The 17,413-nt window shown below is 42.0% G+C and carries 12 protein-coding genes; 11 read left to right on the forward strand and 1 reads right to left on the reverse strand.

Annotated elements, in window-relative coordinates; translation table 11 throughout:
- Positions 1 to 170 precede the first annotated feature (170 nt).
- The 8 genes from Q8N37_00100 (at position 171) to Q8N37_00135 (ending at position 10,689) form a co-directional block, all read left to right on the forward strand.
- A complete protein-coding gene (locus tag Q8N37_00100; protein MDP3056913.1) occupies positions 171 to 815 on the forward strand; it encodes a hypothetical protein in 645 nt (214 codons plus the stop codon).
- A 148-nt stretch (positions 816 to 963) separates the two neighbouring features.
- A complete protein-coding gene (locus Q8N37_00105; protein MDP3056914.1) occupies positions 964 to 2,091 on the forward strand; it encodes an Ig-like domain-containing protein in 1,128 nt (375 codons plus the stop codon).
- Positions 2,092 to 2,229: 138 nt separating this feature from the next.
- Positions 2,230 to 3,270, forward strand: coding sequence for a hypothetical protein (locus Q8N37_00110; protein ID MDP3056915.1), 1,041 nt, complete (start codon positions 2,230 to 2,232; stop codon positions 3,268 to 3,270).
- 220 nt (positions 3,271 to 3,490) lie between these two features.
- Positions 3,491 to 4,864: a protein translocase subunit SecD gene (secD, locus tag Q8N37_00115; protein ID MDP3056916.1), complete on the forward strand. Its 1,374-nt coding sequence runs from the start codon at positions 3,491 to 3,493 to the stop codon at positions 4,862 to 4,864.
- A gap of 22 nt (positions 4,865 to 4,886) precedes the next feature.
- On the forward strand, positions 4,887 to 5,786 hold the full coding sequence (secF, locus tag Q8N37_00120; GenBank protein MDP3056917.1) for a protein translocase subunit SecF: 900 nt from the start codon (positions 4,887 to 4,889) through the stop codon (positions 5,784 to 5,786).
- Positions 5,787 to 5,997: 211 nt separating this feature from the next.
- Positions 5,998 to 7,113: a sigma factor-like helix-turn-helix DNA-binding protein gene (locus tag Q8N37_00125; protein ID MDP3056918.1), complete on the forward strand. Its 1,116-nt coding sequence runs from the start codon at positions 5,998 to 6,000 to the stop codon at positions 7,111 to 7,113.
- A gap of 187 nt (positions 7,114 to 7,300) precedes the next feature.
- Positions 7,301 to 8,584, forward strand: coding sequence for a hypothetical protein (locus Q8N37_00130; GenBank protein ID MDP3056919.1), 1,284 nt, complete (start codon positions 7,301 to 7,303; stop codon positions 8,582 to 8,584).
- Between the two features lie 227 nt (positions 8,585 to 8,811).
- Positions 8,812 to 10,689, forward strand: coding sequence for a type IV secretion system DNA-binding domain-containing protein (locus Q8N37_00135; GenBank protein MDP3056920.1), 1,878 nt, complete (start codon positions 8,812 to 8,814; stop codon positions 10,687 to 10,689).
- Between the two features lie 92 nt (positions 10,690 to 10,781).
- On the opposite strand, the gene Q8N37_00140 is transcribed toward Q8N37_00135, so the two are convergent.
- Complete coding sequence (locus Q8N37_00140; GenBank protein MDP3056921.1) at positions 10,782 to 11,036, reverse strand: hypothetical protein; 255 nt, start codon at positions 11,034 to 11,036, stop codon at positions 10,782 to 10,784.
- A 132-nt stretch (positions 11,037 to 11,168) separates the two neighbouring features.
- On the opposite strand from Q8N37_00140, the gene secA reads away from it, so the two are divergent.
- The 3 genes from secA (at position 11,169) to Q8N37_00155 (ending at position 17,402) form a co-directional block, all read left to right on the forward strand.
- Positions 11,169 to 13,808 carry a preprotein translocase subunit SecA gene (gene secA / locus Q8N37_00145; GenBank protein MDP3056922.1) on the forward strand — a complete coding sequence of 880 codons (2,640 nt, stop codon included), beginning with the start codon at positions 11,169 to 11,171 and terminating at the stop codon, positions 13,806 to 13,808.
- A gap of 181 nt (positions 13,809 to 13,989) precedes the next feature.
- Entirely contained in the window at positions 13,990 to 15,438 is a 1,449-nt protein-coding gene (locus Q8N37_00150) for a saccharopine dehydrogenase NADP-binding domain-containing protein (protein ID MDP3056923.1), read from the forward strand.
- A 206-nt stretch (positions 15,439 to 15,644) separates the two neighbouring features.
- Positions 15,645 to 17,402, forward strand: a complete 1,758-nt coding sequence (locus tag Q8N37_00155; GenBank protein ID MDP3056924.1) for an ATPase, T2SS/T4P/T4SS family — start codon at positions 15,645 to 15,647, stop codon at positions 17,400 to 17,402.
- The last annotated feature ends 11 nt before the right edge of the window (positions 17,403 to 17,413 follow it).

The raw sequence follows: 17,413 nt of genomic DNA on the forward strand, positions 1-17,413 counted from the left end.
AACGAGAGAAGAAGCAGCCGCCTAAAAGAGCTTTTGCGGGTTCGAGAAATATTATCCGATCATTTTATTTTTGAAAATAGTTATGGATCGTCGGATAAAAAATGGCAAAGTTATTTCTACGCTTTTAATTTTGCGGCAAGAATGAATTTATAATTAAATAAAATTTTAATATGGGAATTTCTAACAGGTTGAACAAAAAATTTATCGCAATTATCGTTTTAATTTTAGCTGTTGTTGGCGGATATTTTATTGTAAAAAAATATCGAATTCCAAAACCGCCGGAACAGCCGGCAGTAGCTCCAACTCCATCAATGGATCCCAAAGAAGCGGAATATCAGAAATATTTGGCGGAAGCCATGGGCTATCGGACGGCCGGTTTTCAGGGCGACAAAACCGCTTTTTACAAAGCCATAGATTCTTATAAAAAAGCGGTGGAAATTTCGGAAGGAAAAGTCTGGGTGCCATATTTGAATTTGGGCAATACTTATCGGCTAGTCGAGGATTACAAGAACGCGGAAGATTCCTATAATAAGGCGCTGGAAATTACAGAAGGGGAAAGTATGATCTATTTGGCGAAAATTGAAATGTATAGGTATGAAATGAAAAAGAGTAATAAAGACGTCAATGCTCTTTACGACGAAGCGCTGAAAAGAGTTGTGGACAATACCAATCTTGTGATCAGCTATGCCGCGTTTTTGCGCGATACCGGAAAATATTCCGAAGCTTTGGGATATTACAAAATTTTATCCGAGAGGTATCCGGATAATCAGGCGTACAAAGACGAAATCGCGGAGCTGGAGAAGAAAATTAAATAACTTTGGCAGTATAAGATCACCTAAGGTTTTTTCTATCCGAAATTTTGTAAGGAACGGCGGATGAGTGCGTCTTTAATATGAAAAGGTCGAATATAGTCATTAAAAGATTTTAGCATAATATTAATTTAATAAAGACAAACTAAAAACTATGAAAATAAAATTTATAAAAATATTAACAGCGTTGTTTTTGCTTGCCGCATTGGTTATGCCGGCTGTGTCTCAAGCAGTTGATCCCACGCCGACACCAACCCCAACAGCTACGCCAACTCCTACTCCAACAGTTACGCCTACCCCAACCCCGACGCCTACTCCAACTTCCACTCCGACCCCGACAGTTTCACCTACACCTACGCCAACTCCGGCGCCTGTTTTGGTTTCGGCATATTGGTCAACTGTTACCGCATCTCCATTGGTTATAGCCATTATTGACGGAGGTTCAACAGCAACTGTAACTGTAGTTGTAAAAAATAGCGTAGGAGTTGTTTTAACCGGTAAAACCGTCGCTATCTCCTCAAGCCGGGGAGCAATCGATACGATTACGCCTGCTATAAGCACAACTGGCGCTGATGGCGTGGCGAGTTTTACAGTGAAGTCAAGCACAGCCGGTAAAGCGGTCATCACTGCTAAAGTCGGTGATCTGACCTTATCACAAACTGCTGCGATAAATTTCTTGCCTGTCGGTTCAGAGGTCGGGAATCCGACCACGCCCAATGAAAATTCCGGAGTAATTCTCTACAGAGTTTCGGGCGATCACAGAGTTTATGTCATCAAGAATAAGAAAAAGCAATGGATAAAAGACGAGCATGAATTTGAACAAGGCGGTTATAGCTGGAAAAATATCCAGGAAGTATCAGCCGCGATTTTGGCAAAATATCCGGATGCCGCGCAGGCGATAACCGAACTTTTTAGGGCTATTGGCGATTCCAAAGTTTATGTTATCAATAATGGTAAAAAACAATGGATCAAGTCCGCGGAAGAATTCAATGCCGCCGGATATGATTGGGGTAATATCAAAAACGTAACGCCGGATACTCTGGCAACCTACACCGATGCGCAATTGGCCGACGCTTTGGTAAAAATTGTGAATGCGATGAATTTGAGAGTGCGAAGCGCCGATTCCGCCAATAGCGCAGTTTTGGGCGCGGTGAAAAATTCGGAAGTCTATAAGATTATTGAGAAGAAAAACGGCTGGTATAAGATTAAAATGAAAAATGGAAAACAAGGCTGGATTTCCGGCAATTATGCCAAGGAAGAGGATGAAGACGATGAAGACTAATACGCAAGCAGAAAAAATATTCAAACCTCGGGATTAATGTCTCGGGGTTTGTTTTAGTCTTGACAAAAAGCTTATTTTGATGTTAAAATGCGGGAGCTATGGAAAAACCATAAGCTTAAAATCAATGGAGGAATATGAATGAGCAGTGAAGGAAATGCGTGCGGATGCGAAGCGCTGGACACGAACGCGGAGATCTTTAAAGGATTTCCATCCGATATTCGGGTAATGCAAGCGTTGCGTGTAATACCGAGAATGTTCACTGAAAAAAGAAAATTTTCGGAAATTGTCAGGATAGCGGCTTTGCTTCCGTCACCAGAAAATATGGTCCTTGTGATCAAGCAAAACCAAAGAGGTTTGGATCGGCTTGATTTCGGGGAGATAACCAAAATTCAAGAAGAACACACAAAAAAATTCGCAGAACTTTTGTTGGCGATTCGGGGTTCTTGCGCTCAAGAAATAAGAAAGGGTGTATGGTTATTCGATCCCGATGTACAAGAGTTCCTGCATAAATTTGCGGAAGAAAGCGAGGAAAAAGAAGCTTATTGGAAAGACCTGATGCTTCAGGATTTTCTGAATGGCAATGTTTTATCAGTATTAAACAACTGGTTTAGCCACTCTAAAGGCATAAAAAACTGCGTTAAACTGTTCGATCTTCCGGAAGAAAAAATTCGAACCAGGGTAGAAAATCTGGTTTTGGAGTGGGGCGACAAAGCAAGCATCGGCGATTGGAATTCTTCTACAAAAAGCATAAAAATGCTTATCAAAGAATTTGGCGTCTCGGAAGAAAAAATCCGCCAGAAGCTCGGCGAAGCAATAAATCGGGAAATGAGAGAGCAACCTCTTGATTGCATAGCGGTCGCGAAAGAGATGGGCGTATCAATTGAACCATGGCATTTGTTTCTTTATGAGGGAGCAAATGGACTTATATTAAAGGCTAATGACGAAGAATGTTCTAGCAATCGGCGGAAGAAAATTCAATTGGCTTGCGATATATACGAAGCTCTCAAAAGAGACCTTGGCGATTTAAAAGGAGATGCTCTACTGGAATTGTGGAAAAACAAAGATGTTGAAAATGCTTCAAGGGATTTCCTGAGGCGAGCAAGCAAAATTTTGCAATTTAAGTACAAAGCCGTAGGCTTTAATGACACCGTATGGGTGTGGTGGCACAGGATATTTTAATATCCTGCTTTTTTTTGCGCATTGGGGGTTTGTTTTAGTGACAGAGGAGTTATACAGTAATTTCATTGACAAATTTTATTAGTTTGTTAGACTATTAAAAGTGAAATAGACATCAAAATACCCCACTTATATGAAGAAGCGGAGTGGAAACGGATAATCATTTCTGTTTATCGGTTCAGAAGAGCTTTGGGGTTTTATTTATTATCAGGTAATAAAATTTATGACTCAAAAAATTAAAATTCGACTTTTGTTTTTATTCATTATCGTGCTGGCGATCGTCTCGGCTTTTATTGCCAGTCCGAAAACTCTTTCTTTTAAAGTTTATAAATGGAACGTGAAATTTCCGCCGGAAAAAGTTTCCGCGTATCTGAAAGAGAAAAATATCGGATATCACCTGGGCCTGGATCTGCAGGGAGGCACTCATTTGGTCTATGAAGCGGAATTGAATAATTTATCATCCACCAAGGCGGCGGAAGCCATGGAAGGCGTGCGGGACGTGATCGAACGCCGTGTAAATATTTTTGGCGTAGCCGAACCTCTTATCCAGATCGAAGGAAAAAATCGATTAGTGATCGACCTGGCGGGGGTAAAAGAAATCAGTCAGGCGATAAAAATGATCGGCGAGACTCCTTCGCTGGAATTTCGCGAAGAAACCCCGAGAGATCAGGTTGCCGCGGAATACAAAAAACAAACCGGCCAGGATCTGCCGGCGGAAGCGGTGGGGCCGTTCTTTCTTGCTTCCAGCGATCTGACGGGAAAAGATCTGGTGCGCGGACAGGCGGACTATGATCAGTCAACAGGCGCTTTAAGGCAGCCGATAGTGAAACTGGAATTTAACGAAGAAGGCAAGAAAAAATTCGCCGCTCTGACCACCAGAAATGTCGGGAAAGTCATAGCGATATATTTGGATGGCGTAAGCATTACCGCGCCAAGAGTAAATGAGGCGATTACCGACGGAAGCGCCATAATCAGCGGCAATTTTACCATTGAAGAGGCAAAAACTTTGGCTAAGAGGCTGAATGCCGGCGCTTTGCCTGTGCCGATAAAACTGATCAGCCAGCAGACGGTTGGCGCGACGCTTGGGCAGGATTCTTTGGCTAAAAGCTTGAAAGCCGGATCTTTTGGATTTTTATTGATCGCGCTTTTTATGATCTTGTATTATCGCTTGCCGGGATTGATAGCCAGTATTTCTTTGGTGATCTATACTTTGATCGTGGTAGCGATATTTAATTTTCTTTCGATCACTTTGACTCTGGCGGGAATCGCCGGCCTGATCTTGTCTATCGGTATGGCTGTGGACGCCAATGTTTTGATCTTTGAGAGAATGAGAGAGGAATTGACCGGCGGCCGGTCTTTCAAGCTCGCGGTCGAAGATGGTTTCAGCCGGGCCTGGCCTTCGATTCGGGATTCCAATCTGACGACTTTGATCACCGCGATGGCGCTATTTTGGTTTGGTTCAGGTTCGATCAAGGGTTTCGCGATCGCTTTGTCGATCGGTATTCTTATCAGTATGTTTTCGGCCATTACTATCACCAGAAATTTTCTTCTTTTGATCCTAAGCCCGAAATTGGAAAAATATAAACAATTGTTTTAAATCATTTTAGAGTTTTAATATTATGTTAAATATTATTGGATATCGAAAATTTTTCTTCGCTTTCTCCGGCATTATGATAATTCTTTCTATTGCCGCATTGGCAAAATGGAACTTGAATTATTCCATTGATTTTACCGGCGGCGCGGTCAGCGAAATCACTTTTAGCGCTGCTCCCGACGTCAAAGCCATAAAAGAAGTTTTGGAAAAACCGGATAAAGGTTTTGATATTGGCAATCCGACTGTGACTCCCACCGGCTCCAACAGTGTTTTTATAAAAACAAAAACTCTTGACGAAGAAACTCATCAAAAAATGCTCGCGGCGCTTAGCGGGAAATTCAAAGACGCCAAAGAGATCAGGTTTGATTCGATCGGCGCGGTTATCGGGCAGGAAATGAAGCAAAAATCAATTTGGGCGATAATTATGGTGGCCGTCGGCATTTCTCTTTATGTGGCTTGGGCTTTTCGAAAAGTGACGCGTCCGATCTCATCCTGGAAATATGGAGTTGTTTCGGTAGTAACTATGTTTCATGATATCATTGTTCCAGTTGGTTTGTTTGCTTATTTGGGGCATTACGCAGACGTGCAAGTTGATCTGACTTTTATTGTCGCGGTTTTGACGATCTTGGGTTATTCGATCAACGACACGATCGTGGTCTTCGACCGAACTCGTGAAAATTTATTAAGATATAATATCAAGGAGTTCGAGGAAACCGTCAACCGGAGCCTGAATCAAACTTTGATTAGGTCTATCAATACCAGCTTGACGGTCATTATCATATTAGTTTCTCTTTATTTCTTTGGCGGCGAGACGCTTAAATATTTCGCTTTAGCTTTATTGGTTGGAGTTGTGGTGGGAACATATTCATCGATTTTTATCGCGAGTCCGCTTTTGGTGGAATGGCACAAAAGAAGCGCTAAATAAAGCGCCTAAATAACAAAAAGAAAAAAGAACTCGTCTAAGCCTGCGTCAGAGCAGGCACAGGCCTGCCTTGTAACATCGGCGGGCTTTTTAATTTGTTTTGCGTTAGGGTGGAGCTTATCTTCCGTAGTTTGACAGTTTCTTTAAAATATGTTATGCTTATTTTAACAGTAAAAAGCTTAAAAGCCGATATTTTTAGAAGAAATTAGACAATATGGAGCCACGAAAACCACAAGAATTAAACAGTCAAAACAAAACAGTATCTTCCCTTTTGCCGAGCGAGTTTGCGGAGAGGGCTTTTTTGGCTTTACTTAGCCGTTCGAAGGAGGTTGTACTGAAAAGGTTCAGTTTAAACGGCGAAAAAGAATCCACTCTGGATAAGATCGGGCAGCAATTCAAGATCACTCGCGAGCGAGTGCGCCAGATAGAAAAAGGCGCAATGGCAAAAATTAACAGCGCCTCTGCCAAAGAAGTTTCAGAATTTAACTCGCTTTTTCAGAATATTATCGGCAAATACGGCGGAGTAATGGAGCGCAATTTTTTCCTGGACAGGACGATAGCTTTTATGGAAGAAGAGCGCGGCGCGAAAGTGAAGGATGCCGAGGAAGAAAAACGAGGACTTATTTTGATCGTTGCTTTGATCAATGAAATAAAACACGATCTGGCGGACAAAAAACACAAAGATATTTTTTATTTGAACAAAGAGAGCCTGGAGGCGGCTTCTTTGGCGGTCGGCGAGGCAATAAAAATTTTCACGCAGGAGAAAAAAGCGATGGGGTTATCCGATATTTTTAATCTGGTAAAAGGAAGGCCGGCTCTGAAAGAAAAAAATATAAATCTGATCGAGGATGCTTTTCTTTCTTATTTTATGCTTTCGGCGGAAATCGAATCCAATGCGCGAGGCCAGTGGGGTCTGAAAACGTGGCCGTTTATTTTCCCCAGAAGCGTGCGGGACAAGGCTTATCTGATCCTGTTTTATAAAAAAGAGCCGTTTCACTTCAAAACGATCGCCGGTTTGATCAATGAAACATGGACCAAGAAAAAAAAGCCCGCCCTGGCGGAAACAGTCCACAACGAACTTATCAAAGACAAGAGATTTGTTTTGGTCGGGCGCGGAATATACGCTTTGGCCGAATGGGGCTATGAAAAAGGAACAGTACAGGATATAATTAAGAGGGTTCTGGTAAAAAAAGGCCAGCCGATGAAGAAAGAAGAAATTATCAAAGAAGTTTCTGCGCAAAGACTGGTTAAGCCCAGCACGATCATTTTGAATCTTAAGAACAAGGATATTTTTGTTGCGATAGCGGAAGGAACGTATACATTAAAGTAATTTTCAATTTTCAAATACCAATTTTTAATGAATTTTTAATTATTTAATTTTCATTGAAAATTTGGAAATTAGGATTTGATTGTAAATTGAAAATTGTAAATTGAAAATTATAAAGCCATTATTCAAACCAAATTTTATTTTTAGTTGAATTCAGGGAATAAGCAGGATTTAAATTAAATAGAATTACATGATTGTAGCATTTCAGCTTATAGAAATTTCGCAGAGCATGGGAAGCGTTCTGAAAGATTATTGGTGGTTTTTTCTGCCAAATCTTCTTTTGATCGTTTTTGAAATGGCCTGGATGAATTATATTTTTGGAAAAGCCGATCGTGAGTTGAAATGGGTATTGTTGGAAATAAAAACTGTGCCGGGAAACGAAAAAGGACCGCAAATTTTTGAACACATTCTAAGCGGTCTTTATGCGACAAAGGGCGGAGCTATTGATACTGTTTATGACATATATCTTAAAGGCATAACTGAAACATATTTCAGTTTGGAACTTGCCGGCATCGAGGGTCAAGTGCATTTTTATATTCGGACGCCGTTAGCATCAAAGGATATGGTGGAAGCGCAGATCTATGCTCAATACCCCAAGGCGGAAATTGAACAGGTGGAAGATTATGCGGAAATCGGCGCTAGGCGTTTTCCCGACAAAAATTGGGATATATGGGGTTCGGAAATGATCTTAAAAAAAGAAGATGCCTATCCTATCCGCACTTACAATCAATTTCAGGAAAAAATTACTAATGAACTGATCGATCCTATCGCTTCGTTTATTGAAGAGCTGAGCAAAAATACTCCCGGCGAATATACTTGGTTTCAGGTCTTGATCAGGCCGGCGGATGATTATTGGAAAAAAGACGCGGAAGAATTGATAGGAAAACTGATCGGAAGAAAGAAAAAAGAAAAAAAAAGCATACTGGGTGATATTTGGGAAGACTTTCAGGATATTTTTAAGAATCTTTGGACCGCTCCTTTTGAACCTCCTGTTTACGCGGAAAAGCAAAAAGAAAAGGAAGCTGATCTGAAAGAAAGCCTGATGCTTTATTTGTCGCCTGATGAAAAAGAAGTAGTTGAAGCGATCGGTAAAAATATAGCCAAGCATGGTTTTGAAACAACGATTAGATGGCTTTATATCGGCAGGAAAGAATCATTTAATAAGGGCAAGGGATTTTTTTCAGTAATGGCGCCGCTGAGCCAATTCAATTCCCATAATTTAAATAGTTTTACCCTTAATCTGGAGACCAAGACATCGGCTTATTATGTGGCGACCGAGTTCCGAAAAAATATCAAGAAAAATGAGCTGATAAAGAAATATCGAGAGCGAAAGATCGAGTATCGGGGGATTGTTCTGAACATGGAAGAACTGGCAACGGTGTATCATTTCCCGACGATCGGGGTTGAAGCGCCGCAGACGCCATGGGTCAAGGCGCGCCGCGGCGGTTCCCCGAAAGAATTGCCGGTAGGGTAGGTGTTGAAATTTTCAAATCCCAAATTTCAAATCCCAATCAAATTCTAATGAATCAATTTTCAAATGTTAATAATAGATTAATACTTAGTATAGTTTGAAAATTAAAATATTGAAAATTTATTGAAAATTGAGAATTGGTGCTTGAAAATTATAAAAAATTTTATTATTTTCAAAATACTGACTGATTAGTTTTTTATTCTTAGCTTTTTAAATTATAAACTAATAACATGGCTGAAGAAATTTCATTTTTTGCCGAAACAAATTATCGCGGGAAGAGGGTTAGATTTGGCATCAAGCAGGATGACCGAAGACGTCATATGTATCTTATCGGTAAAACCGGCATGGGCAAGACAACCATGCTTGAGCATATGGTCTATTCCGATATAGCCAACGGCAACGGTTTGGCGTTGGTTGATCCGCATGGCGATTTTGCCGAAAAGATCTTGAATTACATTCCTTCCTCGAGGATCAATGACGTCATTTATTTCAACCCTGCCGACGTAGAGTGGCCGATCGCTTTCAACGTAATGGAGTATGTTGATCCCAAATTTATGCCGCTCGTGGCCTCCGGCCTTATCGGCGTATTTAAGAAAATTTGGGCGGATTCTTGGGGTCCGCGTTTGGAATATGTGCTGAGAAACGCGATTTTGGCGCTTTTAGAATATCCCGGCAGTACGCTTTTGGGCGTGCCGCGCATGCTGATCGATAAAACTTATCGCGCGAAAGTGGTCAAGAAGATCACTGATCCGGTTGTTCGGTCGTTTTGGGTCGATGAATTTTCCCGGTATCCCGACAAATTCCAGACGGAAGCGATCTCGCCGATACAAAACAAGATCGGGCAATTTTTATCAAGTTCGATGGTCCGCAATATTATCAGCCAGACCAAGTCGTCAATTGACCTAAGGCAAGTAATGGATGGCAAGAAAATTCTTATAATCAATTTATCAAAAGGCAAGATCGGCGAAGATTATTCGGCGCTGATCGGCGCGATGATGATCACCAAGCTTCAGCTGGCGGCGATGGGGCGGGTTGATATTCCGGAAAGCGAGCGCAGCGATTTTTATCTTTATGTCGATGAATTTCAGAACTTTGCCACCGAATCTTTTGCCAATATTCTTTCGGAAGCCAGAAAATACCGTCTTAACCTGATCATTGCCCATCAGTATATCGGCCAACTGATCAACGGACAGAACACAGTGGTGCGCGACGCGGTTTTTGGCAATGTGGGAACTATCGTTTCTTTCAGGATAGGCGCCGCGGACGCGGAATTCTTGGAAAAAGAATTTGAGCCTACATTTATGATGAACGATCTGGTGAATTTGCCGAAGTATAATGTCTATATGAAGTTGATGATAGACGGCATGACCAGCGAGGCTTTTTCCGCCAATACCTTGCGTCCTTTGGGCGCTGAATCAATGGAGGAGAACGCGGAAAAAATAATCAAGAATTCCCGCCAGAGATATTCCACACCCAGGAGTATTATCGAGGAAAAGATCCTGAGATGGAGCGAGGCGTCGAGCGTTAATGTGGCAAACGGAAAAGACGCGGGCAACAATAAAGCGAAAAAATTCACCCCAAGCGGAGATTTTGGAGAGCTGAATAATTTTCAAAAACCGCGCGGCGCGGAAAATATATCCGATAGAAAAAATTCAGGAATGCCTCCGGACGGCGCGGCGTCGAGCGTAAAAAAAGAACCGCTGAAGAATATTGCGGCGGGAGATAATAAAACTTGGTATGACGCGGTTTGCCAGAAATGTTTTAAGCCGATATTGGTGCCTTTTAAGCCGGATCCGGCCAGGAAAACTTATTGCCGGGAATGCTTGAGGGGAGTGCGGGCGGTTTTGCAAAAAGACGGCGCGGGAGAAACAATGAAAAAATATACAAAAAATATTGCGGAAGATCGGCCGGAAGAAAAAAGTCCTGAAAAATTTATTTCACTGGCGGAAGTGATGAGCGCCAGGCCGGTTAATTTTTCCGCCAAAAAAGAAGTTTCTGTTGAAGGGACAAAAAAAACGGTTGAAAAACCGGATGAAGCGGCGCGAGCCGGGGGAAAAATTTCTCACTCCGGAACGATCAAGCCGCGGGAAAAAGCGAAATTTGAATAAAAATTTTAAATAAAAATAATATTTTGGCTTTTTGAAAAGGAAGACGAATTATTCGTTTTCCTTTGAGCCCTAAAAAATTGCGGGCTCTGTTGTTAATAGCGATTTCTTGTGTCAGTTTCAGATTCAGGTGTGGGTAGCCCTGTAACTGGCACTCCGGCTTTTTTCTTTTCTTCGTAGTATTCTTTTATTCCGGTTTCTTTTTTTCTTGCTTCCTCCTCTTTTTCTTTTTCTTTTTTTGTTTTAATTTCCGGTTTTTCGAAAGAAATCTGTAGATTTCCTCCGGTAAAATTTCCCGGTTTAAACCCTTTAGTTCTTATTTCCTTTTCTTTCTTCCCTTCTTTCTTCATTTTTTACTTCTCCTCCTTTTGTTCTATTGTCTTTTTAACCTATTCGTTATAATATGTATTGATATTGATTTATCAAAGTATTGTAAAGAAGGGGTTTTAAAGACCTTTTAAGTTAAGCATAAAAATATAATTATGTCAATATTGTCTTTAATTTTCGGCGATGCCAACGCGAAATATTTAAAAAATCTTGAACCGGTTATCAACGAGATCAATGAGCTGGAAGAAGGCTTTAAGAAGCTGAGTCCGGAAGAATTGAAAGCCAAAACCGCGGAATTCAAGGCCAGGCTTGCGGAAGGAAAAACTCTGGATGATATTCTGCCTGAGGCTTTTGCCGCTGTCCGCGAATCAGCCAGGCGCGCGATCGGACAGAGGCATTTTGATGTTCAATTGATCGGAGGCATTGTGCTTCACGAGGGGAAGATCGCGGAAATGAAAACCGGCGAAGGAAAAACCCTAGTGGCTACCTTGCCGCTTTATCTTAATGCGCTTGAGGGCAAAGGCAGCCACTTGATCACGGTGAATGATTATCTGGCCCGCCGCGACGTAAACTGGATGGGTCCGATCTTTCACGCGCTTGGACTTTCGATCGCTTGCATCAATCACGATGTGTCTTATATTTTTAATCCCAAAAGCGCGGCGGACAAAAATGAAGTGACGATAGAAATTGAAAACTTGCAAGCTATCAGCCGGCAAGCGGCTTATGGCGCGGATATTTTATACGGGACGAACAATGAATTCGGTTTTGATTATTTGCGCGACAATATGGTTTGGGATAAAAAACAGATGGCGCAGCGCCCGCTTAATTATGCGATCGTCGATGAGGTTGATAATATTTTGATCGACGAGGCCCGCACTCCTTTGATCATTTCTTCTCCTGATGAAGAGTCGGCCAAGCTATATGAAAGATTTTCCGGTTTTATTCCGAAGCTTAAAGAAGACAAAGATTATATTATCGATCACAAGATGCGTTCGGCGGCTTTGACCGAAGAAGGAATTGATAAAGTTGAAAAAGAACTGGGCGTGGGAAATATTTATCAGGAAGGCAAGATGAGTTATGTTCATCATTTGGAACAGGCGCTGAAAGCCGAGACGCTTTTTAAGCGCGATAAAGATTATGTGGTAAAAAACGGCGAAGTGATCATCGTTGATGATTTTACCGGACGGCTTATGACAGGCCGGAGATATTCGGGCGGTTTGCATCAGGCGATCGAAGCCAAGGAAGGCGTGCCGGTCCAGAAAGAATCAAAAACAATGGCGACGATCACTTTTCAGAATTATTTCCGACTATACAAGAAATTAGCCGGTATGACCGGAACTGCGGCTTCCAGCGCGGAAGAATTCCACAAAGTTTATAAGCTGGATGTGATCATTATTCCCACCAACAAGAAAACGATCCGCATCGATTTGGAAGATCAGGTTTACAAGACCGGGGATGGAAAATATCGGGCGGTGATAAAAGAGATAAAAGAGCGCTGCAAAAAAGGCCAGCCGGTGCTGGTCGGTACGATCGCGATCGAGAAATCGGAAGTTCTGAGCGCGATGCTTGCGAGGGAAGGGTTGCCTCATGAAGTTTTAAACGCGAAGAATCACGAACGGGAAGCGCTGATCATTGCCAATGCGGGTCAAAAAGGAGCGATCACGATTGCCACTAATATGGCAGGCAGAGGAACGGATATCAAGCTTGGCGAGGGTGTGGCGGATCTGGGAGGATTGCATATTATCGGCACGGAGCGGCATGAAGCGCGCCGCATAGACGATCAGTTGCGCGGCAGGGCAGGGCGGCAGGGCGATCCGGGCTCCAGCCAGTTTTTCGTTTCGCTGGAAGACGAGCTAATGCGCATTTTGGGTTCGGAAAGAATAAAATCCCTGATGACCACTTTGGGCGTGGATGAAGATCAACCGATTGAAAACCCGATAATTTCCCGGTCTATTGGAATGGCGCAAGAAAAGATCGAAGGGCATAACTTTGATTTGAGAAAACATATTTTGGATTACGACGACGTAATGAACAAGCATCGGGAAATAATTTATGCTATGCGCCGGAAGTTTTTGAACGATGATGACAAAAGCCTTGTCAGGAAAGAGATTCTTAGAATTTTGGAACTGGAAATAGAAAAGATCATCACGTATCATACCAATGGCAGTCCAAGCGCTTGGGACAGCAAAGAAATTTTTGAAGCGATAAATTTAATTTTTCCATTGGGAACCGAAGCTAAAGAAAAAATAGAAGAAATTTCCAAAAGCTATTCCGATGATGAAAAAATGCGTCAAGAAATAAATAATTATTTTTTAGATCTTTTGATAAAATATTACAATAAGCGTGAAAGCGAAGCGGGAGCGGATACGATGCGGCAGATCGAGCGGATGGTGAGCCTCCGCACGATTGATATAATTTGGGTTGATCATTTGGTGCTGATGGAACACTTGAGAGATAGCGTGGGACTTAGAGGTTATGGACAGAAAGATCCTTTGGTTGAATATAAAAAGGAAGGGCATTTGATGTTCCAAAAATTATTGGCGGCGATAAATTCGGAAATTGCCAATACTGTATTTAAGGTGGCGATCGCGCCGCCGGCGCCGAGCCCAATGCCGATCATTTTGGGGCCGCAAGGCGGCGAGTCAGGGCCTTTTGTTTCGCCTCCTTCCAATCTTGGGAACGCGGCCAAAAATATTTCTAAAAAATCCACCGTGCCGGGCGATGTCGGACGAAATGACGCCTGTCCGTGCGGAAGCGGGAAGAAATATAAAAAATGTTGTGGTAAGAATATATAAAAAAACAAGCGAAGCGCGGCCTCGTCGCTCGTGAGCGACGGGGTTTAAGAAGTGTTGCGGAAAAAATAGTTAAAAATGTGCGCGCCGCTATTGCGGAATTTTTAAAATTCTTCTAAAATGAACTCAGACATATAAAATAAATTTTTAGTCTGAGTTTTTTTATTAAAATTAATTTTAAAAAATGAAAAGAAAATTTAATCATAAGATTTTAATTATCGGTTATGGCTCGGTCTCGCAATGCACGCTTCCTGTTTTGCTGGACAAGATCGATATTCCTTTAAAAGATATTACCATTTTGGATTTTGAAGATAAGGCAAAGGCTTTGAAAAAATATACTGATCAGGGTTTAAAATTTGTCAGAGAAAAAATTACTCCGGAAAATCTAGGCCAGGTTTTGGCGGAACAGGTGGATAGCGGCGGGCTCTTGATCGATCTCGCGTGGAATATCGGCGCCAATGATATTATCGGGTGGTGCCATGATCATAATGTTTTATATATCAATACTTCAGTGGAACTTTGGGATCCGCTCAAAGGAATGTTCACGAAAAATCCTTTTGAAAAATCTCTTTATTGGCGGCAAATGCAATTGCGAGATCTTTCTCGTGACTGGAAAAACGCGCCAACCGCCGTCATCGAACATGGCGCCAATCCCGGCCTTATTTCTCATTTTGTCAAGCAGGGCTTGCTGGATATTGCCGCGCGAGTTATCGCCGATAAAAAATTTACTCCAAAAGACGAAGAAGAATTGGGACATTACGCTCAGGAAAAAGATTTTGCCAAACTTGCCAGGAAATTGGGAGTTAAAGTGATCCATTGCAGCGAACGCGACACGCAGATCACTAATCGTCCGAAGGAGGTCAATGAATTTGTCGGCACGTGGAGCATTGAAGGATTGCGGGAAGAGGGAACGGCGCCTTCCGAAATGGGCTGGGGCACGCACGAGCGGAAACTTCCCGCTCTGGCGAACATACCGCCATATGGGCCCAAGAACCAGATCTTTCTTTCTCAAATGGGAATTAATACCTGGGTAAGATCATGGATACCGGACGAAGAAATTGTCGGCATGGCGATCCGCCACGGCGAAGCGTTCGGGCTTTCGGATTTTTTGACGGTTTGGGAAAATGGCAAAGCAGTTTATCGGCCGACCGTGCATTACGCGTATATGCCTTGCCATGAAACGCTTTCTTCGCTTTGTGAATTACGAGGCCGAAATTACGAACTTCAGCCTAAAATTAGAATTATGGGAAATGAAATTACGAAGGGCGCTGATACGCTCGGCGCGCTTCTAATGGGACATCCGTATAATTCCTGGTGGACAGGCAGTTCTTTGGATATTAACGAAGCGAGAATTCTGGCTCCCGGACAAAACGCCACCACTCTTCAGGTGGCGGCCGGCATAATTGCCGCCGTGCTTTGGATGATCGAAAATCCGCTGAAAGGCATTAATTCACCCGATGGCTTGCCTCATGACGCGGTGCTGAAATTTGCCAAGCCGTATCTTGGAAAATTTATTTCTACTCCGTCAGATTGGACGCCGCTAAAAAATCGCAAAATATTTTTCAAAGAAAATCCGGCGTCAAAGGTCAATTCCGACCCTTGGCAGTTTGAAAATTTTCTATTTGTTGATTAAAAAACGCGGTTCTGCCGCCCAGAAGCGGGGTTTTGACATATAATAGGCCGGTTTTTCCGGTCTATTTTATATTAATCATTTTTATGTTATAATATAGGCAGTTAATTATATATAATCATCAAATGACGAGGAGGACTAAAATTAATAATATAAATTTTTATAACCTTTTTAAAAAGACTATTTTTTAGTCTTTTATTTATTTGCGTATGCAATCAGAATTACAGGAAAAAATCAAAAAATTTATTTTAGACGAAGGCATAGCGGATCGGAAGAAAACCGAAGACGCTTTTATTGAAGCGCAAAAAACCGTAAAAAAGTTTAGCGATGTTTTGATCGAGAAAAAGATCATTCCTGAAGAAAAAGTAATGAAGATCAGCGCTTATGTTCTGGGCGTTCCGTTTATTGATCTGATGGACGAAGAGATTCCAAAAGATGTTCTGATGGTAATACCCGAGCCGATCGCCAGAGAGCATAGCATCATAGCTTACAAAAAGAAAGGCAACGAGCTGTTTGTAGCCATGCTTGATCCTGAGGATCTTCAGACGATCGAATTTATTAAGAAAAAAACCGGACTAAAGATTTCCGCCAGCCTTACCACGAGAGAGAGCATTAAAAATAGTCTCAAGCAGTATCAAAAAAGCCTGGAAGCGGAATTCGATGATCTGATTAATAAAGGCTCTCCCGAAGGCGGATTAAAAATTGTTGAAGAGGGAGGAGAAGAACAGTCGGGCGATCTGGAGAAAAAAGCCTATGATATGCCGGTGGTAAAAATTGTCGATACTTTATTAAGCCACGCGATCAGCGAGGGAGCCAGCGATATTCATATTGAGCCGGAAGAAAAGGATGTTTTGGTCCGTTATCGGGTTGACGGCGTTTTAAAAAAAGCCATGATTTTACCTAAAACGGTTCATCAGGGAATTATTGCCAGAATAAAAGTATTGGCAAATCTTAAATTGGATGAACACCGGCTTCCTCAAGACGGAAGATTTAAAATAGAAGGGGATGACTATAAAATGGCATTTCGCGTTTCGGTATTGCCTATTTTTGACGGCGAGAAGATCGTTATGCGCCTTTTAAATGAAAATTTACATGGACTCAGTTTGGAAAAAATAGGCTTTTGGGGAAAAGCTTATGAAAATCTAAAAGAAGAAATTGCCAAGCCCAATGGCATAATTTTGGTGACGGGACCCACAGGAAGCGGGAAAACCACGACGCTTTATTCAATATTGGAAATATTGAATACGCCCGATGTTAATATTAATACCATTGAAGATCCGGTTGAGTATCGGATGCCTCACGTCAATCAAACCCAGGTGCATGTAAAAGTAGGACTGACTTTCGCTTCCGGGCTAAGATCGCTATTGCGCCAAGATCCGGATATTATCATGGTTGGAGAAATTCGAGACGAAGAGACGGCGGAAATGGCTATTCACGCGGCTTTGACCGGACATCTTGTACTTTCGACATTGCATACCAATTCGGCCGTCGCAACAATACCCAGATTGATCGATATGAAAGTAGAACCATTTTTGATCGCTACCACGATAAACGTTATTATCGCCCAGAGATTGGTGCGCCGATTATGCACCGAATGCCGCAAAGCGTATCATTTGGATAAAGATACTTTGAATAATTTATCAAAAAGGATCGACCTGGAAAAGATCCTTAATGTTGTCAATAAAGAAAAAATAGCCAATATTAAAAAATGGGAAAATCACGTATTTTATAAACCGGCTGGGTGCGATCGCTGCCAGAAAGAAGGATACAAAGGGCGGGTCGGGGTTTATGAAGTGTTTAAAAGCAACGAAGCGATCAGAGTTTTGGTTAACAAAGGCTCCAATGCCGATCTTATCCAGAAACAGGCCGTCGAGGATGGTATGCTGACAATGCTTGAGGATGGATTTGTTAAATTTGTCCAAGGAATAACATCCATCGAAGAAGTTTTAAGAGCAACGCAGGAATAATTTTTAATTTA

It is taken from the genome of bacterium (assembly GCA_030693205.1).
GTDB lineage: Bacteria > Patescibacteriota > Minisyncoccia > JAHIHE01 > JAHIHE01 > JAHILZ01.